This is a genomic window from Streptomyces sp. NPDC102283, from assembly GCF_044766265.1.
Taxonomy (GTDB): domain Bacteria; phylum Actinomycetota; class Actinomycetes; order Streptomycetales; family Streptomycetaceae; genus Streptomyces.
In genome coordinates this window covers 345,971-367,741 of sequence record NZ_JBIWLQ010000007.1, presented here as the reverse complement: position 1 = coordinate 367,741, position 21,771 = coordinate 345,971, and the positions used below count along the sequence as shown (strand labels likewise).

Annotated in this window: 18 protein-coding genes; 1 reads left to right on the top strand and 17 read right to left on the bottom strand. The window is 71.9% G+C overall.

Annotation, left to right across the window (positions count from 1 at the left end):
- Positions 1–37: 37 nt before the first annotated feature.
- From ACIRJT_RS17140 to ACIRJT_RS17060, 17 genes are all read right to left on the bottom strand, one after another.
- Complete coding sequence (locus ACIRJT_RS17140; protein WP_050358460.1) at positions 38–706, bottom strand: response regulator transcription factor; 669 nt, start codon at positions 704–706, stop codon at positions 38–40.
- Positions 703–2,049 (bottom strand): sensor histidine kinase, encoded by a 1,347-nt coding sequence (locus tag ACIRJT_RS17135; RefSeq protein WP_403909808.1) that lies wholly within the window; start codon positions 2,047–2,049, stop codon positions 703–705. Before ACIRJT_RS17135 ends, ACIRJT_RS17140 begins: the two co-directional genes overlap by 4 nt.
- Positions 2,050–2,190: 141 nt before the next feature.
- Complete coding sequence (locus ACIRJT_RS17130) at positions 2,191–3,018, bottom strand: NAD(P)H-binding protein (protein ID WP_403909805.1); 828 nt, start codon at positions 3,016–3,018, stop codon at positions 2,191–2,193.
- A 106-nt stretch (positions 3,019–3,124) separates the two neighbouring features.
- The gene (locus ACIRJT_RS17125) at positions 3,125–4,027 is read right to left on the bottom strand and encodes an alpha/beta hydrolase (RefSeq protein WP_403909803.1); all 903 of its coding nucleotides are present in this window, start codon (positions 4,025–4,027) and stop codon (positions 3,125–3,127) included.
- A gap of 122 nt (positions 4,028–4,149) precedes the next feature.
- Positions 4,150–5,382, bottom strand: coding sequence for a kynureninase (kynU, locus tag ACIRJT_RS17120; RefSeq protein ID WP_403909800.1), 1,233 nt, complete (start codon positions 5,380–5,382; stop codon positions 4,150–4,152).
- On the bottom strand, positions 5,375–6,223 hold the full coding sequence (locus tag ACIRJT_RS17115) for a tryptophan 2,3-dioxygenase family protein (protein WP_403909797.1): 849 nt from the start codon (positions 6,221–6,223) through the stop codon (positions 5,375–5,377). The genes kynU and ACIRJT_RS17115 overlap by 8 nt, the downstream gene beginning before the upstream one ends.
- Before the next feature lie 137 nt (positions 6,224–6,360).
- Positions 6,361–6,774, bottom strand: a complete 414-nt coding sequence (locus ACIRJT_RS17110; RefSeq protein ID WP_007452918.1) for a DUF3151 domain-containing protein — start codon at positions 6,772–6,774, stop codon at positions 6,361–6,363.
- Positions 6,775–6,873: 99 nt separating this feature from the next.
- Positions 6,874–8,382, bottom strand: a complete 1,509-nt coding sequence (locus tag ACIRJT_RS17105; RefSeq protein WP_403909794.1) for a DHA2 family efflux MFS transporter permease subunit — start codon at positions 8,380–8,382, stop codon at positions 6,874–6,876.
- Between the two features lie 79 nt (positions 8,383–8,461).
- Entirely contained in the window at positions 8,462–9,643 is a 1,182-nt protein-coding gene (locus ACIRJT_RS17100; protein ID WP_403909791.1) for a MalY/PatB family protein, read from the bottom strand.
- A gap of 94 nt (positions 9,644–9,737) precedes the next feature.
- Positions 9,738–10,769, bottom strand: a complete 1,032-nt coding sequence (gene fbaA, locus ACIRJT_RS17095; RefSeq protein WP_403909788.1) for a class II fructose-bisphosphate aldolase — start codon at positions 10,767–10,769, stop codon at positions 9,738–9,740.
- Positions 10,770–10,920: 151 nt separating this feature from the next.
- A complete protein-coding gene (pyrE, locus tag ACIRJT_RS17090; RefSeq protein WP_403909785.1) occupies positions 10,921–11,460 on the bottom strand; it encodes an orotate phosphoribosyltransferase in 540 nt (179 codons plus the stop codon).
- 48 nt (positions 11,461–11,508) lie between these two features.
- Entirely contained in the window at positions 11,509–12,315 is an 807-nt protein-coding gene (locus ACIRJT_RS17085; protein ID WP_403909782.1) for an aldose 1-epimerase, read from the bottom strand.
- A gap of 68 nt (positions 12,316–12,383) precedes the next feature.
- Positions 12,384–13,316 (bottom strand): SRPBCC domain-containing protein, encoded by a 933-nt coding sequence (locus ACIRJT_RS17080; RefSeq protein WP_403909779.1) that lies wholly within the window; start codon positions 13,314–13,316, stop codon positions 12,384–12,386.
- 66 nt (positions 13,317–13,382) lie between these two features.
- A complete protein-coding gene (locus ACIRJT_RS17075) occupies positions 13,383–14,981 on the bottom strand; it encodes a polyamine aminopropyltransferase (protein WP_403909777.1) in 1,599 nt (532 codons plus the stop codon).
- Between the two features lie 66 nt (positions 14,982–15,047).
- Entirely contained in the window at positions 15,048–15,569 is a 522-nt protein-coding gene (locus ACIRJT_RS17070; protein WP_007452907.1) for a DUF2617 family protein, read from the bottom strand.
- A gap of 320 nt (positions 15,570–15,889) precedes the next feature.
- Positions 15,890–16,165, bottom strand: a complete 276-nt coding sequence (locus tag ACIRJT_RS17065; RefSeq protein WP_403909774.1) for a hypothetical protein — start codon at positions 16,163–16,165, stop codon at positions 15,890–15,892.
- Between the two features lie 712 nt (positions 16,166–16,877).
- Complete coding sequence (locus ACIRJT_RS17060; RefSeq protein WP_403909771.1) at positions 16,878–17,051, bottom strand: hypothetical protein; 174 nt, start codon at positions 17,049–17,051, stop codon at positions 16,878–16,880.
- Positions 17,052–17,280: 229 nt separating this feature from the next.
- Between ACIRJT_RS17060 and ACIRJT_RS17055 the strand changes: the two genes are divergently transcribed.
- Positions 17,281–21,369 carry a hypothetical protein gene (locus tag ACIRJT_RS17055; RefSeq protein ID WP_403909768.1) on the top strand — a complete coding sequence of 1,363 codons (4,089 nt, stop codon included), beginning with the start codon at positions 17,281–17,283 and terminating at the stop codon, positions 21,367–21,369.
- The last annotated feature ends 402 nt before the right edge of the window (positions 21,370–21,771 follow it).

Sequence of the window (21,771 nt, the reverse complement as noted above, 5' to 3'; positions counted from 1 at the left end):
GGCCGCCCGAGGCCGCCCGGGCACGTCGCAAGAGGCGCTACCCGGGCGTCACCAGCCGCGCCTCGTACGCGAACACCGCCGCCTGCGTCCGGTCGCGCAGCCCCAGCTTCACCAGGATGCGGCTGACGTGCGTCTTGATCGTGGACTCGGCGACGATCAGATGCGAGGCGATCTCCGCGTTGGAGAGCCCCTGCGCGATCAGAACGAGCACCTCCGTCTCGCGTTCGGTGAGATCGCCGATCCGAGCCAGGGCGGGCGGGCGCGGGGTCTCGGCGAGCTTGGAGAACTCGGTGATCAGCCGCCGGGTCACCGTCGGCGCGAGCAGCGCCTCGCCCGAGGCCACCACCCGTACCCCGTCGGCGAGCTGCCGGGCGGAGGCGTCCTTCAGGAGGAAGCCCGAGGCCCCGGCGCGCAACGCCTGGTAGACGTACTCGTCGAGGTCGAAGGTCGTCAGCACCAGCACCTTCGCGTCGGCGTCCCGCGCGACGATCTCGCGGGTCGCCTCGATGCCGTTCATCTCCGGCATGCGGATGTCCATCAGGACCACGTCCGGGCGCAGGGCGGTGACCTGGGCGAGCGCCTGGCGCCCGTCGACCGCCTCGCCCACGACGGTGATCCCCGGCATCGCGTTGAGCAGGACCGAGAAGCCCTCGCGGACCATCATCTGGTCGTCGACGATCAGGACCCGGATGTCGGTGTCGCTCATGCGCCGCCGCCCCGTTCGACGACGACCGTGTCCGCGTCGCCCGTCATGTCCGGAGCGCCGCCGACCGTCTCCCGTGGCTCCGGCCCGTCCGACAGCGGTACGGGGAGGAACACGGCGATCTCGTACCCGCCGTCCACCGTCGTCCCGGCCGTCATCTCGCCGTTCAGCATCGCGACCCGCTCCCGCATCCCGGTGATCCCGTGCCCGGCCCCCGGCGAGGGCTTGACCAGGCCGCGCGGGGGGCCGTTGACCACGCGCAGCCCGAGCCCGCCGAGGACATAGCCGAGCTCGACCCGGGCGGAGGAGCCCGGCGCGTGCCGCAGGCTGTTGCTCAGGGCCTCCTGGACGATCCGGTACGCCGAGAGCTCGACGCCCTGCGGCAGTTCGCGGACGGCCCCGGTGATCACCTTCTCCGTCTCCAGGCCCGTCTCGCGGACGTTGTCCAGGAGTCCGTCGAGCGCGGCGAGGGTGGGCTGCGGGGCGTCGGGGGCCTCGTAGTCCTCCGCCCGGACGACCCCGAGGACGCGGCGCAGCTCGGTGAGGGCGGCCACGGCGTTCTCCCGGATGGTGACGAAGGCCTGCTCCAGCTCCGGCGGCGGGTTCTCGACCCGGTAGGGGGCGGCCTCGGCCTGGATCGCGACGACCGACATGTGGTGGGCCACCACGTCGTGCAGCTCCCGGGCGATGGTGGTGCGCTCCTCCAGCAGGGTGCGGCGGTCGCGCTCGACGGCGGTGACGGTGCGCTGCACGGTGACCTCGCGCTCGGCGTCCCGCCGGATCTGGACCACGGCGACGACGAGCAGCGCGAGGGCGGAGACCGTCGCCAGGGGTGCGGTGATCGACGGGTCGCCGGCCTCCACCAGCACCCCGAACAGCAGGGTCAGCAGCCACATCCAGGCGGCCGTACGCGGCCGGGTCCGGGCGGCCACGACCACCATGACCACCGCCTGGGCGATGAAGGAGCTCGGATTCCACAGATCGCCGCCCAGGACTCCGCAGAAGACGGTCGCCAGCATCGACGCCCAGAACGCGGCGACCGGCCGGATCAGGGTCATCGCGACCGGGATCGCGGGCACCACGCCCATCAGGAAGCGGTAGTCCCACTCCGCGAACCCGGCCAGCAGCACGACGAAGGCGGCGAACAGCACGAGGGCGTGCGGGGTCCAGACGGCGGACCTGCGCATCCCCCCGGGCAACAGTCGGATGACGCGTCCGTCGGGGTTGAGCGGCGGGAGGGGACGGTAGGCGAACACCTGGCGCAGGAGATCGTTCCGCAGGCCGTCTATCGCCCCTGCGGCGGCCCGGAACTCCGGGCTGCTGGTCTTTGTCTGGGTCTCGGTCACGCTTCCACGGTAGGCGGCGGCGGACGGCGGGTCGTCAGCATCGCTACGGATTCCGGGGCGTCCCCCTCAAGGACTACCCGGCTGACCACCCGTCTCCGCCGCACCGCGCCAGGGGCCGGAAAACCCCTGGTGGCAGCCTTCTCAGGCCCCCGGGCGGAAGTGGTCCGCGTGCTCCTGCGCCCACTGCGCGAAGGTCCGCGCCGGCCGCCCGGTGACCTTCTCCACCGTGTCGATCACGGTCCGGCCCTCCGGCGGCGTGTCCCGGTAGACGTCGATCAGGAACGCGATCACGTCCTGAGGCATGCCCTGGCCCCGCCAGGCCTCCAGCGCCTGCTCCTCGGTCAGCTCGACCAGTTCCACGTCCGCGCCCCGCGCCGCCGCGATGACCGCCGTCTTGTCGCCGACGGTCAGCGCCTGCGGGCCGGTGATCAGGTACTCCTGGCCGCCGTGGCCGTCCTCGGTGAGGGCCGCGGCCGCCACCGCCCCGATGTCCGTCTCGTGGACCATCGCGCTCAGCCGGTCGACGAAGGGCTCGCGCACCACGCCCTCGCTCCTGATGCCGGGCGCCCACTCCAGGGCGTTCGCCATGAACTCCACCGGCATCACGACGGTCCAGGCGAGGTCGCTCGCGCGCACCGCCGTCTCCATCGGGGTCTCCCCACCGCCGTGCAGCACGGTCACCCGGCGCACGCCCGCCTTCCGGGCCAGGGCGAGGATCTCCTCGCCGGTCTCCAGCGGGGCGAACAACTCGCCGCCGAAGGTGATGAGGTGCAGCCCGCTCACCCCGTCCAGCGCCGGGCCCAGCGACGCGGGGTCCGTGAGGTCGCCGCGGACGACGTCGACGCCGTCCGGAAACTCCGCCCGCGCCGGGTCGCGGGTCAGGGCCCGGACGTGCTCGCCGCGCTCCAGCAGCTGCTCGACCACGCGGCGGCCGACCGTTCCCGTGGCTCCGGTCACCAGGATCGTCATGAGGTCTCCTTCGTCGGTGCCGGCTCCGTCCGAGCGGCAACAGGACCAACGTAGAGACCCTTGCGGACACCTTCCGTCCGCAATCGGGCGGGGCGTCCGGAGGAGTTCACCAGGCGAGCTGGGTGATCTCCTCGGCCACGACGGCGCAGGCGTCGGCGGCCGGGTCGATCAGCGGGAAGTGCCCGACGCCGCCGAGCAGCGTCAGCCCCACCATCTCGCCGGACCTGGCCGCCGCGCCGACGTACGCCTCGGAGACGGCCTGCGGCACGACGATGTCCTCGACGCCCTGCACGATCGCGGTGGCGATCCCGGTCGGCAGCAGCACCCCGGGGTCGGCCTGCGCCGCCCGGACCTCGACGTCGGCATCCCCGCCCAGGAGTTGAGCGACCGCACCGCCGCACACGCCCAGCTCGGCCGCCGTCGTGAAGTCCGCGATCGGGGCCAGCGCGACGACCCCGCGCAGCGGCGGCGGGGCGGGCAGCCGCCACGGCGACCCCTCGGGCAGGACGTGCCGCGCCGCCGCCCACAGGGCGAGGTGCCCGCCCGCCGAGTGCCCGGTGACCACGATCCGCCGCACATCGGCCCCGGGCAGCTCGCGGGCGGCCAGCACGGGCATCGCGTCCATCGCGGCGGCCACGTCGTCAAAGGTCTCCGGCCAGCGCCCCGCGACCGGTTCGGCGCCGCTCGGCCGGGTGTTCTCCCCGCCGCCGCGCTGCTGCGGGATGTCGCCGCCGCGCCGGTACTCCACGCTCGCCACGGCGAAGCCCCGGCGGGCCAGGAAGTCCGCGAGCGGGGAGACATGGGCCCGGTCCCACCGGGTCCGCCAGGCGCCGCCGTGCAGGAGGACGACGAGCGGGGCGCCGGTGCGTCCGTCGCGCGGCGCGTAGAAGTCGACGACCTGGTCGGGGTGGTCCCCGTAGGCGGCGGTCCGGTCGGGCGTGACCTCCGGATGCGCGAGCGCCGACTCCGTCTCGGCGACGTCCCGATCACGCGCGGCAGAATCCGACATGCTGCTCAACCGTCCTATGCCTGTGTCCCGTGCCTGTGCTCTTGCCCAACTGGGCTGACCTGCGGGGACGGTACCAGCACTCGGCACCGTCCCCGCCCGGTCGAACAGACGGTGACGACCCGTCAGCCGACGGTGCCGTCGGCGAGCACCTCGGCGAGGACCCGCGCCGCCCGTTCCGCGTCGGCGAATCCCACGTACAACGGGGTGAAGCCGAACCGCAGCACGTCCGGCCGCCGCAGATCGCCGACGACGCCCCGCTCGATCAGCCGCCGCATCACGGGCTCCGCCCCGTCGCAGCGCAGGGCGACCTGGCTGCCGCGTTCGGCGTGCGCGGCCGGGGTGACGGAGGTGACCCGGCCCACGGGGACGTACGCCTCGACGCACTCCAGGAAGAAGTCCGTCAGGGCGAGGGACTTGGCCCGCACCACGTCGACACGGACCCCGTCCCACACGTCGAGCGCCGCCTCCAGCGTCAGCATGGAGACGATGTCGGGCGTGCCGACCCTGCCCCGTACGGAACCGTCCGCGGGGGCGTAGTCGGGGGTCATGCCGAACGGGTCGGCGTGTGAGTTCCAGCCCGGCAGTGGCGAGTCGAAGGCGGCCTGGTGGCGCTCGGCGACGTACAGGTACGCGGGCGAACCGGGGCCGCCGTTCAGGTACTTGTAGGTGCAGCCCACCGCGAGGTCCACCTCGTGCTCGTCCAGACCGACGGGCAGCGCGCCGGCGCTGTGGCAGAGGTCCCACACCACGACCGCCCCCGCCGCGTGGACGGCGGCGGTCAGTCCGGGCAGGTCGTGCAGCCGGCCGGAGCGGTAGTCGACGTGGTTGAGCAGCACGGCGGCGGTACGCGGCCCGAGCGCGGCCGGGACGTCGGCGGGTGCGACGGGCACGATCCGGTGACCGGTGAGCCGGGCTGCGGAGGCCGCGATGTACCCGTCCGTGGGAAAGGTCGTCGCGTCAACCAGGATCTCGTCGCGTCCCTCCCCCGCGAGCCGTCCCGCGGCGACGACGGCCTTGAAGACGTTCACGCTGGTCGAGTCACCGACGACGATCTGGCCGGCGGCGGCCCCGACGAGCGGGGCGATCCGGTCGCCGATCCGCTCGGGCGCGGTCCACCAGCCGCTCTCGTCCCAGGACCGGATGCGCAGCTCGCCCCACTGGCGGGTGAGGACGTCCTGCACTCGGGCGGGAACGTGGACGGGCAGCGCGCCCAGCGAGTTGCCGTCGAGGTAGACGCCCTCGTCGAGCGCGAAGAGCTTCCGCCGCGCGGCGAGCGGATCGGCGGCGTCGAGCTTCAGCGCCCGCTCGCGGAGGTCTTCCGCCGCGTTCGTGTCCGTGGTCGTGGTCTCAGACATGGCTGCGCGCCGTCCACAGCTCGGGGAACACGTTCTTCGTGGCGCGCTTCTCCAGCCAGGCCACCCCGGCGGAGCCGCCGGTGCCGGTCTTGGAGCCCATCGCACGCCGGGTGGCGACGAGGTGATCGTTGCGCCAGCGCCAGACGAGCTCGCCGACGTCGGTGAGCAGCTCGCCGAGGCGCACCAGCTCGTCGTTCTGGTCGTCGGAGGCGTAGATCTCCGCCCACACGGCCTCGACCTCGGGCGACGGCTCGTACCGCTTGGTCAGGTCCCGGCCGGTGACCGACTCGGGAACGGCGTACCCGCGCCGGGCCAGCAGGGCGAGGGTCTCGTCGTACAGGCTGGGCTCCCCGAGCGCCTTCTCCAGCTCGGCGTGCACCCGGGGCGCGCCCCGGTGCGGCACCAGCATGGAGGCGGACTTGTCGCCGAGCAGGAACTCCATCCGCCGGTACATCGCCGACTGGAACCCGGAGCCCTCGCCGAGGGATCCCCGGTAGGAGTTGAACTGGGCGGGGGTGAGTCCGGCCAGCGGCCGCCAGGACTCGTTGAGCGCCTCCAGCTCGCGCAGCGAACGCTTCAGCGCGTCGCGCGCGACGGGTATGCGGTCCTCGCGCAGGGCGCGGGTCGCGGTCTCCCACTCATGGACGATGACCGTGAACCACAGCTCCATGACCTGGGTGGTGACCAGGAAGACCATCTCGCCGGGATCGTCCGAGCGCAGGTGCTGGAGGTGGGTCAGGACATCCGCCTGGACATAGTCCTCGTACGGAGTCGTTCCCGCGAAGTCCAGGTGCGGGGTGTCCGCACCGGTGGCTTCGGGGTCGGGGTGGTTCGTCGACATTTCTGTCTCCTCGACACGAGCTTCCGGGTAGCGGTCCGCCCCTTCCGTGAGGTGATGGAGCTCCGGTCCCCTGTTCGCATACTAAGCCGCTCCCCGCCCGAGGTGCTTGGGCAGGGAGCGGCTCGGGGGAGGACTGCTCAGCTCAGGATGTCGGCGGCGGTCGGCGAGGAGTCCCGCAGGAACGTCGAGCAGCGCTCGTGCTCCTCGGTCTCCCCGATCGACCCGGCGGCCCGCGCCAGGGCGTGCAGGGCGCGCAGGAAGCCGCGGTTCGGCTCGTGCTCGAACGGGACGGGGCCGTGGCCCTTCCAGCCGGCCCGGCGCAGGGAGTCGAGGCCGCGGTGGTAGCCGGTACGGGCGTACGCGTACGACTCGACGACCCGGCCGCCCTCGAACGCCTCGTCGGCGAGCTGTGCCCAGGCGAGCGAGGAGGTGGGGTACTTCGCGGCGACCTCGGCGGGCGGGGTGCCGGCGGCGAGCAGCTCGCGCGGCTCCGGGTCGTCGGGGAGGTGGGTCGGGGCGGGGCCCCCGAGCAGGTTCTCGTGGATGGACATGGCTCAAGTGTGCCTGCCGCGACGCCCCGGCGGCACCGCGCCCCGTCCCCGTGGCCCGGCGCGCTCCCACGGGCTCCGGGCCCCTCGCCGGGGTACGGGTCACGGCTCGGCGCGGGACGCGCGCTCCGGCTCCAGCGGCGGGGCGGTGACTCCGCAGTGGACCGCGCACTCGGGCCGCTCCCCCCGGACGGCGACGGCCGGGGTGCGCACCGTCCACCAGGCGATGACCGCGCCCGCCACCAGCAGCCCGGCGCACATCGGCATCGCCCGCCGGAAGGTCGCGGCGAACTCGCCCGCGTCGCGGTACGCCTCGGGCCCCATCCCGGCGAGCAGCGGCAGGGCCGCCACCGCGATGAGCCCGGCGGCCCGCGCGGCGGCGTTGTTGATGCCGCTGGCCAGCCCCGCCCGCCCGGCGTCCACGGCGGCCAGGACGGTCGCGGTGAGCGGCGCGACGACCACGACGAGCCCGGCGCCGAGCACCAGGACGGCGGGCAGCACCTCACCGACGTACGAACCGACGGACGGTGTCCCGGGCCCCACCCGCAGCATCAGGAGCATCCCGGCGGCGGCCAGCAGCGGCCCCGCGGTGAGAGGGATACGGGGCCCGATCCGCCGACCCAGCTCCCCCGACCAGGCGGAGAACAGCAGCATGAGGACCGTGGTCGGCAGCAGCGCGGTACCGGCCCCCAGCGCCGAGTACCCGGCCACGACCTGGAGCTGGATCGCGGAGAGGAAGAAGAAGCCGCCGAGGGCCGCGTAGACGCAGAAGGTCACCAGGTTGACCGAGGTGAACAGCCGGGAGCGGAAGATCGACGGCGGCAGCATGGGATCCGCCCGCCGCTGCTCGACCAGGACGAACGCCACGGAGAGGGCCACCCCGCCGAGGGCCGACCCGATCACCACCGGCGACGCGCCCTGCCCCGGGGCCTCGATCAGGGCGTACGTCACCCCGGCGAGCGCCAGCGCCCCGAGGGCGGCCCCCAGCACGTCGAACCGGCCGTGCGCCGCCGGATCCCGCGACTCCGGTACGTGCCGGAGCGCGACGGGCACGCAGATCGCGGCGAGCGGCACGTTGAGCAGGAACACCCACCGCCATCCGGGCCCGTCGACGAGCCACCCGCCCACGAAGGGCCCCACGGCCGCCCCGACCCCGCCGAACCCGGACCAGAGCCCCACGGCCCGGGCCCGGTCGTCCGGATGGAAGCTCGCCTGGATGAGCGCGAGGGACCCCGGGGTGAGCAGCGCGCCGCCGACGCCCTGGAGGGCCCGCGCGGCGACGAGGACGCCCGCGTTCGGCGCGATCCCGCAGAGCAGGGAGGCCACCGCGAACCACACCACCCCCACCACGAACACCCGCCGCCGCCCGTACCGGTCCCCGAGCGCCCCGCCGAGGAGGATCAGCCCGGCGAGCGTGAGCATGTACGCGTTGACGGTCCACTGGAGCGCGGCCATGTCGGTGCCGAGGTCCTCGCCGATGCGGGGCAGCGCCACGTTGATGACCGTGGAGTCCAGCATCGCCATGCTGGAGCCGAGCACGGTGGTCAGCACGACCCACCGCCCGACGGACGAGGCGACCCGGATCTCTCCGGGCGCGGGGGCATCAGCCATGGAGTCAGCGTCCCCCGGAGCGCCCTCCCCCGCACCCCCGGGCACCGTCACGCGGGCACCGTCCCCCGGCCCCCGCTCCTCAGCCGGCGGAGGGGCTCGTCGTCAGGCTCCCCACCGCTCGGATCAGCGCCTCCACACCCAGCTCGGCCTTCCCCCGGGGACACCCCACGTTCAACCGGACGAACCCGGGCGCCCCGTAGACGGAACCTCCCATGATCGCCACCCCTTCCCGCTCCACCAGCCACCGCTGCAACGCCTCGTCGTCCACGCCCAGCGGCCGCAGGTCGATCCAGGCCAGATATCCGGCCTGCGGCGGCGCCCACCCCAGCTCGGGGAAGGCCTCGCCCAGCCGCTCCGCGACGTGGTCCAGGTTCCCCGCCACATACGCCCGTACCGCGTCCAGCCACGCCGCCCCCTCCCGGTACGCAGCGATGTGCGCGGTCAGCGACAGCACGGCCGGCGACGCCAGCCCCTCCCCCGTCTCCATCCGGCGCACGTACTCCGCCCGGTCCGCAGGATCGCCGATCAGCCCGTACGAACCGGTCAGCGCCGGAAAGTTGAACGCCTTCGACCCGGAGGAGATGAGCGCCCAGCGCCCGCCGCCCGCCACCCGCGTCCACGGCACATGGCCGCGCCCCGCGTGTTCCTCGTGCACGAAGTCCGCGTGGATCTCGTCGCTGATCACCGCGACCCCGTACCGCTCGGCCAGCGCGGCCGTCCGGGCCAGCTCGTCGGCCGTCCACACCCGACCCGTCGGGTTGTGCGGCGAGCACAGCACCAGCACCTTCGCGTCCGCCCGCGACAGCTCGCGCTCCAGCGCCTCCTCGTCCCCCACCGGCACCCCCCGCAGCTCGCGCCCGAGCCCGGTGATCGCCTTGCGGAAGCCGTCGTACGTGGGGGTGTGGACGACGACGCCGTCCCCCTCCACCGTCCACATCCGCAGCAGCTGGGAGAGCTGGTTGAGCACGGACGGGCCGTAGACCAGCTGTCCGGTGTCGATCGTGGTGTCGTACCGGGTCGCGTACCAGTGGGCTATCGCCGAGCGGAAGTCGTCCTGCTGCCAGGTGGTGTAGCCGAACACCCCGTGCTCCAGACGGGCCCGCAGCGCGGCCAGGACCTCGGGGGCCGTGGCGAAGTCCATGTCGGAGATGGTGAACGGCAGCAGCCCGTCGACCCCGAACCGGTCCGCGACCCCGTCCCACTGGACGCACCAGGTGCCCCGGCGGTCGACGGCGGTGTCGAAATCGTAAGTCGCACCCACAGCGGGGCCTCGTTTCTCTCTCCTGGCACGGCAACGGGCCCGGCCCCCTGAAGGAGGACCGGGCCCGACACCGTACGTCCGTGCGGACGGGTGGTTACTTCAGCTTCGTACCCGTGGAGCGCAGGTGCCCGCACGCCTCGGTGACGCGCGCGGCCATGCCCGCCTCGGCGGCCTTGCCCCAGGTGCGGGGGTCGTAGGTCTTCTTGTTGCCGACCTCGCCGTCGACCTTCAGGACACCGTCGTAGTTGCGGAACACGTGGTCCACGACCGGGCGGGTGAAGGCGTACTGGGTGTCGGTGTCGAGGTTCATCTTCACGACGCCGTTCTCCAGCGCGGTGGCAATCTCCTCGGCGGTGGAGCCCGAGCCGCCGTGGAAGACGAAGTCGAACGGCTGGCTGCCGGCCGGCTTGCCGTACTTCTCGGAGACGCCCGCCTGGAGGTCCTTCAGCAGCTCGGGACGGAGCACGACGTTGCCCGGCTTGTAGACGCCGTGGACGTTGCCGAAGGAGGCGGCCAGCAGGTAGCGGCCCTTCTCGCCCAGGCCGAGCGCCTCGGCGGTGCGCAGCGCGTCGTCGACGGTCGTGTACAGCTCGTCGTTGATCTCGTGCGTGACGCCGTCCTCCTCACCGCCGGTCGGGGTGATCTCGACCTCGAGGATGATCCTGGCGGCGGCGGCCTTGGCCAGCAGCTCCTGGCCGATGGCCAGGTTGTCGGCGAGGGTCTCGGCCGAGCCGTCCCACATGTGGGACTGGAACAGCGGGTTCAGACCCTTGGCGACGCGCTCCGCGGAGACGTCGAGCAGCGGACGTACGTAACCGTCCAGCTTGTCCTTGGGGCAGTGGTCGGTGTGCAGCGCGATGGTGACGTCGTACTTCGCCGCGACGATGTGCGCGAACTCGGCCAGGGCGACCGCACCCGTGACCATGTCCTTGTTGTACTGGCCGCCCAGGAACTCCGCACCGCCGGTGGAGATCTGGACGATGCCGTCGCTCTCGGCCTCCGCGAAGCCGCGCAGGGCGGCGTGCAGGGTCTGGGTCGAGGTGACGTTGATGGCCGGGTAGGCGAACTTGCCCGCCTTTGCCCGGTCGAGCATCTCGGCGTACGCCTCGGGGGTTGCGATGGGCATCTGACCGCTCCTTGGGATGTGCGGGTGTGCAGGCTGTGAGTCCCTGACCTGGGGGCGACGTCATCGTCGCCCCCATCTTCCCAGACTCCTCATCCGGCTCCACTCGGCGGACCCGGTTTCACGTGAAACCGGGTCCGCGGGCCGCCACCTCTCAGCCCAGGTCGAGGTCGGCCACCGAGTAGACGTGGAGGTACGGCAGACCGGCCTCGGCGATGGCCGGGGCGGCACCGCGCTCCACGATCACGGCGACGGCGACGACCTCGCCGCCGGCCTCGCGCACCGCCTCGACGGCGGTCAGCGGGGAACCGCCCGTCGTCGAGGTGTCCTCGACGACCAGGCAGCGGCGGCCCTTCACGTCGGTGCCCTCGATCCGGCGCTGCATCCCGTGCGCCTTCTGCGCCTTGCGGACGACGAACGCGTCCAGGCTCCTGCCCCGGGCGGCGGAGGCGTGCAGCATCGAGGTGGCGACCGGGTCGGCGCCCAGCGTCAGCCCGCCGACGCAGTCGTAGTCCAGCTCGGCGGTGGCGTCGAGCATGACCTGGCCGACCAGCGGCGCGGCCTTGCCGTCCAGCGTGATCCGGCGCAGGTCGATGTACCAGTCGGCTTCCAGCCCCGAGGAGAGGGTCACCTTGCCGTGCACCACGGCCTTGTCCTTGATCTGCTGGAGCAGGTCAGCGCGTACGTCAGTCATGCCCACGAGGGTAAGCGGTGTCGCACCGGCCCACTGCCGGGCACCGGCTCAGAGCCGCGTCCAGCTCCAGGTCGTCGTCATCTCCAGCGGGTCGATCGGGGTCACCAGCCGGGGCGCGGTGTTCAGCCCGTTCGGCGGCCCGGACTGCGGCTCCACGCAGACGGCCTCGTCCTGCTCGTCGTAGACGACCACCCACTCGCTGCGGCTCTTCACCGTCAGCTCCAGCCGCTCCGGCCAGGTGAGCTTCACGTCCACGCCGTCGGGCATGCCGAAGCAGTCGTCCCACGGACCGGGCAGCGGGTCGATGCGACGGCCGGTCGGCAGATGGTCCGCGCCGCGCTCCTCCTGCCAGGCGGCGTCGAAGGAGAGCTGGGCGGCCGCGCCGTCGATGGTGCGGTGGAACCAGGGGTGCCAGCCGGCCTGGGCCGGGAAGGAGTCGCGTGACGTCTCGACGGCGAGGCCCAGTGTCAGCGCGTCCCCGGTCAGCTCGAAGGTCTGCGTCACCCGGCCCCGGTACGGCCAGGGCTCGGCGAGGTCGTAGTAGAACGCGGCCCGCCCCTCGTCCAGGTCGGCGGCCGTGAACGCCGGTTGCCAGGAGGTGTCCCGGCCGGTGCCGTGGATGGCGTGCGGCGGGGAGTTCAGCGGCAGCCGGTGGAGCTCGTCACCGTTGCGGAACTGCCCGTTCCCGGTGCGCCCGCACCAGGGCACCATCGGGAAGCAGCCGTAGCGCTCGCCCTGGCGGAGCAGTTCGGTGCCCCCGATCCGCAGGCTGCTGATCCGGCAGCCGTGCCCGGGGTCGACGGTCAACTCGGCGTCGCCGACGGTCAGCCTGACGTTCTCTTCGCTCCTGCTCACCCGACGACCCTACTGGCCCGCCCCGCCTCCGGCGCCCGCTACCGTCCGCGTCCGCCACCGCCCGCCCCTCACCTCCGGCGTCGCAGCACCCTGCTCAGCACCACGGCGGAGGCGAGCGCGAGGGCGGCGGCGGGGGCGACCCACCGCAGGGTGGTGCTCGCACCGCCCGCCTCCGGGGACGGCACGGGGGCGTAGCGGCCCCGCGGGGGCGCGTGGTCGACCTCCTCGGCGCTGCGCCCGATCATGGTGCGGCGGGCGTGTGCGGCCTCGGCGGGCGGTTCGTCCGGAACGGTGAACTCCACCCCGGCGACGGGATCGAGCGAGGGCGGCGGCACGGGCGAGTCGAACACGGACCCGGACTCCTCCGCGTCGGGATCGCCGACCTCGGCCGCCGCCCCGGCACCGGCCCCGGCCGCGTCCCCGGCCGCGGAGGAACCACCTCCGCCCCCGACACCCTCGGCCTCGTCCTCATCACCCTCAAGCCCCTCGGCGACCACCGCACCGTCGTCCCCGCCGTCCCCGCCGTCGCTGTCCGCGCCCTCGTCCCGCTCCGCCAGCGACTCCGTCACCAGCTGCTGGGTGAAGCGGTCCAGGAGCCGGTGGGCGGCCGCGAGCGCCGCGCCCTCCTCCAGCTCGACCAGCCGCCCGTCCCCGCTCGCGGTACCGCTGTAGGCGAGCGCCGTCCCACCGTCCGCCTCCGTGAGGCCGATGGTCAGGACCAGCTCGACCGCACCGACGCCCCGGGCCTCCACGCCCCGCCCGGTCACCGAGAAGCGCTGCCCGCCCGAACCGCCGGGGCCCTCCGGGCCGGTGAGCCGCAGCTCGCCCCGGTAGGTGATGGTGTGGCCCCCGGCCCGCAGCTTCAGCCGGCCCGCCAGGGGCGACGCCGACGCGTCGGCGTCCTGCTGGAGGCCGGGAACGCAGCGGGCGACCCGGGCGGGATCGCCCAACGCGCGCAGCAGCGTCGGGACGGGAACCGGAACGAACACCTCATGCTCCATGGAAACCGAGCCTAATCGGCCATGGCCCGGACGTCAGCGCTTGCGCCCGCCGAAAGCCGGGCGCGCTCACACGTCTTCCCAGTACCGGGGATGGACCAGCGTCGACGGGATCAGCCCGGGAAGCCGGGCGTCGTCCGCCGCCCGGACCCCCTCACGCAGCTCACGGCCGCCCAGCGACCGCGGTACGGGCCCTCCGGCCGCCAGCGAGGGCTTCGGCGCCGCGCCCGGTCCGGCGAGGAGGAAGCCCCAGTCCTCCCGCTCCCGGTCCTCGCCGCCGCCCCGGTCCGGGCTCGTGACGAGGCCCGCGTACCGGCCGGTGACGCTGTACGGGCGGGTCGCGAGGCCGCCCGCGCGCATCGAGGCCTCCACCGTCCAGAAGGTCTGCGGCCGGGTGCCCAGCGGCCCCGCGTGCACCACGAGCCGCCCGCCCGGGGCCAGGGCCTCCGCGACCAGCCCGTAGAACTCGGCGGAGTACAGCTTCGTACTGGCGGTGATGCCCGGGTCCGGGAGGTCGGAGACCACCACGTCGTAGCGCCCCCGGTCGGCCCGGAGCCAGGTGAACGCGTCCGCCCCGACCCCCGAGACGCGGGGGTCGCGGTAGGCGTGGTCGTTCAGCTCGGACAGGGCCGGGTCCGTGCGGGCCAGTCGGGTGACGGTCGCGTCCAGTTCGACGACGGTGACCGAGCGGACGTCCCGGTAGCGCAGCACTTCGCGGGCGGCCAGCCCGTCGCCGCCGCCCAGGATGAGCACGCGGGCGCGGGGCCCGTTCATCGCGGGGTGCACCAGCGCCTCGTGGTAGCGGTACTCGTCGCGGGCGCTGACCCGCAGCCGGCCGTCCAGATAGAGGTCGAGGGAATCGCGGTCCGCGCCGGTCAGGACGACCTCCTGCACCTCGGTCTGCACGGCGATCCGCACCTGGTCCCCGTACACCGCCCGCCGCGCCGCCCGCTCGAAGTCGTCGACCAGCACCGTGGCGGTGGCCAGGACCGCGATCACCGAGCCGTTGACCAGGACGAGGAGCCACCGGGAACGGGAGGTGAGGTCGCGCCGGAACACCCACAGGACCAGCGCGGCGCCCGCCGCCGCGTTGACCCCGCCGGTGAACAGCGCTCCGGTCAACTGCCCCAGCACCGGCAGCAGGAGAAAAGGGAACGCGAGCCCGCCGACCAGCGCGCCCACGTAGTCAGCGGCGAAGAGGTCGGCGACGGCCCCGCCCGCGTCCTGCCGGTCGACGCGCTGGATCAGCGTCATCAGCAACGGGATCTCCGCGCCGATCAGCACCCCGATCGCCAGCGAGAACCCGACCAGGGCGTACTGCGAGTCGCCGAGCCAGGCGAACGATGCGTAGAGCACCAGCGCGGAGGAGCCGCCGATCAGCGCGAGGGCCGCCTCGACCATCCCGAAACCGACGGCGGCATGGCAGCGCAACCGTTTCGCGAGAAGGGAGCCGATGCCCATCGCGAACACCATCACGGAGAGCACGACGGAGGCCTGGGTGACCGAATCGCCGATCAGGTAGGAGGCGAGCGCGACCAGTTCGAGCTCGTAGACGAGACCGCACGCGGCGCAGACGAAGACCGCGGCCAGCACGAGGAACCGGCCGGTCCTCGGCCGTACGGGAAGCCGCGCCGCGCCCCCTCGCAGCGATATCTGCTGGTCGATCATGACGCGAACGCTACGTCACCACACCATCTCGGCCTGTCACCCACACGGGTGTAGTACCCGCGCCGGTCAAGCCACGGGCGCGGGAATCCGCACCCCCACCCTGGTCCGGGTCACCACCAACTGCCCCTCCTGCGGATACGCGTGCCAGGTGCGCCACCGCACCTGGCCCTCGGTTCGCTGGGCGAGCATCGCGGTGAAGGCGTACGGGCTGCCGGGAAAGGTGCCCGCCAGACCGTGCGGGTGGTCGCTGACCAGGGCGAGCAGCTCCTGCGCCCGCCCGGCGAACTGCCCCTGGGTCAAGGTCTCGACGCGCGCCGCGAATTCGTACTCCCAGTCCCCGAGCCGCTTCGCGACGCCGAGGGGCAGGGGGGTGCTGCTGCCGGGCATACAGGCCACGGTCTCGGAGCAGACACCGCGGTCCTCCTGGAGGAGGACCTGATGGGAGGCGCCGAGCAGCCTCAACTGGAGTTCCGCGCCGTCGAGCTGGAGATCGAGGACCGCCAGGGCGGGCAGCGGCTCCCGTCCCAGCATCCAGGCCAGGTCGGCGGCGCGGGTATCGGAGTAGGCCGTCTGGAGGGTGGTGAGCATGGGTGGGCTCCGCAAACACACATGGACACCTGGACAGCAGGACGCCCCCGGATGACTGCGCGTGGGAGATGGGGAGCGCCCGATCTGGTCCAACTGGGGTCCGAGGGCTGATTGTTCTCTTCCACGAGGGAATCACGAAGTACGCGCACTCACAGCCTTTTCGCCCAACTTGCCGTGGTTTCCATCCCCTCGGGGGCCCAAGGGTTCACTTGTTCAACAAAAAGCGTCCACTTCGCTCAACGAAAGAGCGTCCGGAGGGAGTTCACCCTCCGGACGCCCGACAGCATGTCACTTTCGGTGACCGTGCGACCATGCTCCGGTCAGCTGCCGCCCCCGCCGCAGCCGCCCCCGCCGCCCCCGCCGCCCCCGCACGACGAGCCGCCGCCGCAGGAGTGCCCGCCGGAGCCGTCGCCGCCGGAGTCGCCCCCCGACCACCAGCCGCCGGAGCTGCCGCCGCCGTCGGCCGACGCCCCGCTCGCGGAGCGCCGGCGTCCGGCGCGCGACTTCGACGGCCCGCTCCCACCGGTGACCCGCAGACCGGCCAGCAGCGCTCCGACGACGACCACCGAGACCAGCACCGCGATGAAGACGCTCATGCTCCCCACCCGCCCTTCTCTTCCCCCGAAGCGAGGTCCCCCACCGCTTCCCCGTTGTTGTGTGACAGGGGGATTCCCCAGCCCTCCTCGCGCCAAAGCGGACTTGAGCAACTTCAGAGGCTTCTCTCAAGCCAATGGCCCCCGACCTGCACATAAGGGCAGTTCAGGGGCCGCCCGTGGGTCAGTGGGCCGCCTGGGGGGGGCCGTGATCTTCCTCAGAGTCGCGCTCAAACACCTTGTCGATGGCCAGGCGAGCACGCTTGCGGCTGTCGGGCATCAGGTGGGCGTACACCCGCAGCGTCAGCCCCGGGTCGGCATGTACGAAGAGCGGCGCTCCTACGCCATGGCGCGGAGCTCTGGCCCGAGGTCGAAGTGGTGTGCGCGTCCACGTCGATGGGCGTGGAAGAGTACGCCGATTCCATCGGAGACGCTCGCACGGTGATCGACATGGTCGTGGGCGCTCCGCAACGAGTACTCGTCCTACCGAGGTTGGGTCTAGCCATCGAGCAGGACGTACCAGACACCGTTGTAGCCGCGTTTGAGCGGCTGTGCATCGAAGGCTCCACGAGCAGACTCATGCCGGCCGACGTTGCTCCCTGCCCCGGCACCTGATGGCCGGGGCAGGGAGCAGCCCGCTCTGAGTCCGAGCGGAGCGAGCCGCCTTGATGGGGAAGGGAAACCTCAGGAGGTGCCCCGGTGTGTCCTTCGCGGTTCAGCGTGTGCGCAGCCACCATTCGAGAACGGCGGCGGCGACGGCTCCCGTGGAATCGGCGAAGCCGAGAACGGCGCGGTGGCCGGCTTCTCGCCACAGCGTCTGCGGGCGGGGTCGAGGGCCGGGCGGGGTGGTGCAGCGGGTGGTGGCGGGCTTACGACGGCGGTGGGCCATGGCGGGGTCTTCCCTCTTGTAGCGGTGTGGATGGTGGTGCGCCGGGCCCGGCGTTGCTTCGAGATTGACCTCGTGGGGGTGGTCTGGTCCCAAGAGCGGGGTGGGTGAGGCAGGTTGGGTACTAACCTGCTGGTCCGCACCGGCGCGCTATGGCTGCCCGATCCACCCGTTTCAGGCAGCCGGAGGCTGCCGGATGGTGGGACGGGGCCGGCTTCAGGGGGAAGAGACTGTGGGAGTTCACCGCGAGACGCTGTATCGGCGGCTGCGCACGCTGCGCACCGAGGCGGAGGCCGCGTACCGCGAGCTGCACGGGTCCGGTGGTCTGCAAGCGCCGCTGCAGCGGCAGGTCCGTAGAACCGGGCTGCCGGGGACGCCGGCGTTCGAGGGGAAGGTGGCCAGCCGGTGGGCCCCGAAGGAACTGGAGTCCTTCAGCGTTCCGCAGCCGGACAGTTTCGAACAGGTCCTGGCCGTGGTCGCGGTCTGGGAGTCCTGGACCGGCGCCCGAAGGCTCGAAGGGAACGGCCGGGTCCGTCAGACCTGGCTTGCCTCGGAGGCTCGCAAGGACTGGCAGCGCCTGCTGGACAGCGCCTGGCAGGAGACCGCTGACGCCCGACGCCGCACCCCGGCCGCGTCCGGTATGGAGGCCGAGGCGGATGCTGCTGTGGTCCGCTACTTCGAGCGCCTGGTAGTGACGTGCGGGCGGCTGAGCCTCGATGTTTTGGGTGGGAGCGAGCGGGCGGGTGAGCAGCCCATGATCCGGCTGCGGCAGGTGTTCGAGGCCCCGCCGGCATCGTGGGACCCCCCGAGGCCGGAGTTGCCGGCCCGGCTGTGGCAGGAGCTGGTGGAGCGCGGCGAGGTATCGGTGGAGGAGTTGCCTCCGGGGCTGCGGGCGGAACAGGTCAAGGAGTGGCGTAAGACACGGGTAGAGCGGCCGCCGGTGCCGGTGCTCGAGGCGGTTGCCTCAGCTCAGGGGCGGCGGCTGGTGCTGCTCGGCGATCCGGGGGCCGGTAAGTCGACGCTGTCGCGGTTTCTGGCGCTGGCGATCGCCGGCGGGCTGGAGGAGGTGCCCGCCGAGCTGCGCGGTCTGGTGGAGGCGGGCACCGTGCCGGTCGTCGTGGAGCTGCGGCACCTCGCCGACGAGAGGTGGCAGGGCCGGACGGTGGAGGACTTCTGGGAGGAGTTCGACACCACCGAACGCATGTGCCTGCCGCGGAACGTCTTCGAGTATCTGCTGGAGCGCACGCACCGGCCTGTCCTGGTGGTCTTCGACGGCCTGGACGAGATCTTCGACCCCGGTCGGCGGGCTGCGGTCGCCCGGCAAGTGGCCGCCTTCGCCGAAGTCCACGAGCACGTGCGGGTCATCGTCACCTCCCGCGTCATCGGCTTCACCCGCGAGGTGTTCGCCAACGCCGGCTTCGCCCAGGCCAAGCTCGAGGACCTGCCCCGGCGGCAGATCGAGTCGTTCATCCGGCGCTGGTACACCGCCGCCCACTGCGACGATCCCAACGAAGCCTCCCGCCTCAGCGAACGCCTCATAAACGCCGTGCGCGGATTCACGTCCGTGGCGGAGCTGGCCGGCAACCCCCTGCTGCTGACCATCTTGGCCTCCATCGGCCTGGGCACCACCATCCCCCGCGACCGTCGCGAGGTTTACCGGCACGCCGTCGACGTCCTCACCAGCCGCTGGGACCGCGACGCCAAACACCTTCCCCTCCCCCGCCAGGACCACCCCGATGTCGCCGCCGCCATCGACGAACTCGACATGGGCCTGCTTCAAGAACTCCTCCAACGCCTCGCCCGCCGCCTGCAGGAAAGCGCGGGCAGCCCCGAGGGCAGCCCCCTGATCCCCAGCGGCGACCTCACAGACATGATCGCCGAGTACGTCGTCACCGACATGAACTACCCACACCACGTCGGACGGATAGTCGCCGGCGCAGTGGTCACCCGGCTCCACGAGCGGGCCTTCCTCCTGCACCCCCACGGCGCCGGCATGTACGGCTTCGTGCACCGCACCTTCCTCGAATATCTCGCCGCACGCGAACTCAGCCGACGCTACGCGGGCCGTGAATGGTCCCCCGAAGAGCTCATCGACATGCTCGCCGACCGCGCCACCAACCCCGTCTGGCACGAAGTCATCCTGCTGTTCATCGGCGAGATCAGTAGCCAGGCAGAAGCCGAGCACGCCACCTTCATCGCCCGCCTGCTTCATATGCACCGGCTGCGCGGTACTCCCGCTTACGGCCAGACAAACAGCAGTGTGAAGTTCCTGGAGCTTGCCATCCGTGTGCTTGCCGAAGCGCACCGGATTCCCCGCGCTCCCGCCAGACCCGGGAAGCATCCCGAACGATCACTCGCCATCCAGAGCAACGCGGTCATCGACACTCTCACAGCCCACCTCTCGGAGATCCCATGGGCCACGCTGGCTGACGCTGTGCCTGCGATGATGTCCTTCCCCTGGTCATGGACCGGCAGAGAGCGCTATCAGCGCTGGCACCGTACAGAGATTCACTTCGATTCGGGCGATACGAAAGACATCCTTGCAGCGTCGCTGTGCCGTACGCCTCAGGAGGCCGGCCTTCTGGCTCGAGTGCCTTGGGGATATTGGACAGGGCGTTCCGCCGTGGAGGTGCTGGGGGAGCGGTGGCCCGACCGGGACGACACCTACACCGCAATCCTCAACACCGCCCGCGACACCAACGCCAACGAATACGCCCGCGAAGCCGCCCTGCAGGTGCTGGGAGAGCGGTGGCCCGACCGGGACGACACCTACGCCGCAGTCCTCGAGATCGCCCGCGACACCAACGACAACGGCAAAGACGCCACCCGTGGCACCGCCCTGCAGGTGCTGGGAGAGCGGTGGCCCGACCGGGACGACACCTACACCACAGTCCTCACCACCGTTCACGACACAGACGCCAGCACCCATGCCCGCGACGCCGCCCTGCAAGTGCTGGGAGAGCGGTGGCCCGACCGGGACGACACCTACACCACAGCCCTCAACACCGCCCGCGACCGCGACTCCAACTCACGCGACGTCGCCGCCCGGGTGCTGGGTGGGCGGTGGCCCGACCGGGACGACACCTACGCCGCAGTCCTCGAGATCGCCCGCGACACCAACGCCAACGCCAGCGACTACGGCAGCGGCTATGCCTGCAGCGCCGCCCTGCACGCGCTGGGAGAGCGGTGGCCCGACCGGGACGAAACCTACACCGCAGTCCTCGAGATCGCCCGCGACACCAACGCCAACGCCCGCGACACCGCGCTGCGGGTTCTGGTGGAGCGGTGGCCCGACCGGGACGACACCTACACCGCAGTCCTCGAGACTGCCCGCGACACCAACACCAACGACTACGCCCGCTATACAGCCCTGCAGGTACTGGTGGAGCGGTCGCCCGACCGGGACGACACCTACACCGCAGTCCTCGAGATCGCCCGCGACACCAACGCCAGCAACACCACCCGCGACTCCGCCCTGCGCGTTCTGGGAGAGCGGTGGCCCGACCGGGACGACACCTACACCACGATCCTTGATGCCGCCCGCGACACCAACGCCAGCAACACCACCCGCGACGCCGCCCTGCAAGTGCTGGGAGAGCGGTGGCCCGACCGGGACGACACCTACACCACGATCCTTGATGCCGCCCGCGACACCAACACCGGCGCAGATGCCCGCGACGCTTCCCTGCAGGTTCTGGGAGAGCGGTGGCCCGACCGGGACGACACCTACACCACGATCCTTGATGCCGCCCGCGACACCAACGCCAAGGCCCGCGACACCGCCCTGCAGGTTCTGGGCGAGCGGTGGCCCGACCGGGACGACACCTACACCGCAGTCCTCGAGATCGCCCGCGACACCAACGCCAACGCCCGCGACACCGCACTGCGGGTTCTGGGAGAGCGGTGGCCCGACCGGGACGACACCTACACCACGATCCTTGATGCCGCCCGCGACACCAACGCCAAGGCCCGCGACACCGCACTGCGGGTTCTGGGAGAGCGGTGGCCCGACCGGGACGACACCTACACCACGATCCTTGATGCCGCCCGCGACACCAACACCGGCGCAGATGCCCGCGACGCTTCCCTGCACATGCTGGCCCAACGATGGCCAGAACTCGAAACCACATGGGACTGTGCAGCAATTCGCTTTGAGGAAAAGTCTGGCGCGATGCGCGACGACCTAGTGAAAATCCTGACTCTGGTATGGCCAGAAAAATCACGGACAGAAAAATTGCTACTCAAGCTTGCGAAAGAACATCCAAACAATGCGGTAGTAAATAGCTCGCTGTCTTACCTTCGCTCAACAGCGGTTGAGTGAAATTTGAATAATCACCGCCTCCATCCCGGGCGGTTGAGGTGTCGACGTGGTGGCCGTGCGTTTCGAGGAGGGGGCGGACTTCTTGTTTCGCTCGGCTAACCTCAAGGAGCCGGATAAAACTCCTCAACCGTTGTTCAGGCGGCCGTGGGCTATACCTGGGATCGTCCCGCCTGGTTCTCCAGATACGGGGCCGTGACCTGCCGCCTTGCCCGCCCATCAAGGGGCCGTGCGTCCTGGATCGGGACGGCGGTGGGCCAGGTGCGTCACGCGCCACGGGCGGTCCGCCCCCGGCGGGCTGGGCCGTCTGTGGGCCGTCCGAGAGCGGCCGACGACGACAGATGACGACCATCGGCGACCATCCTCTTCCTGCTCGGAGAGGGCACCGTGTGTGCCGGCACAGGT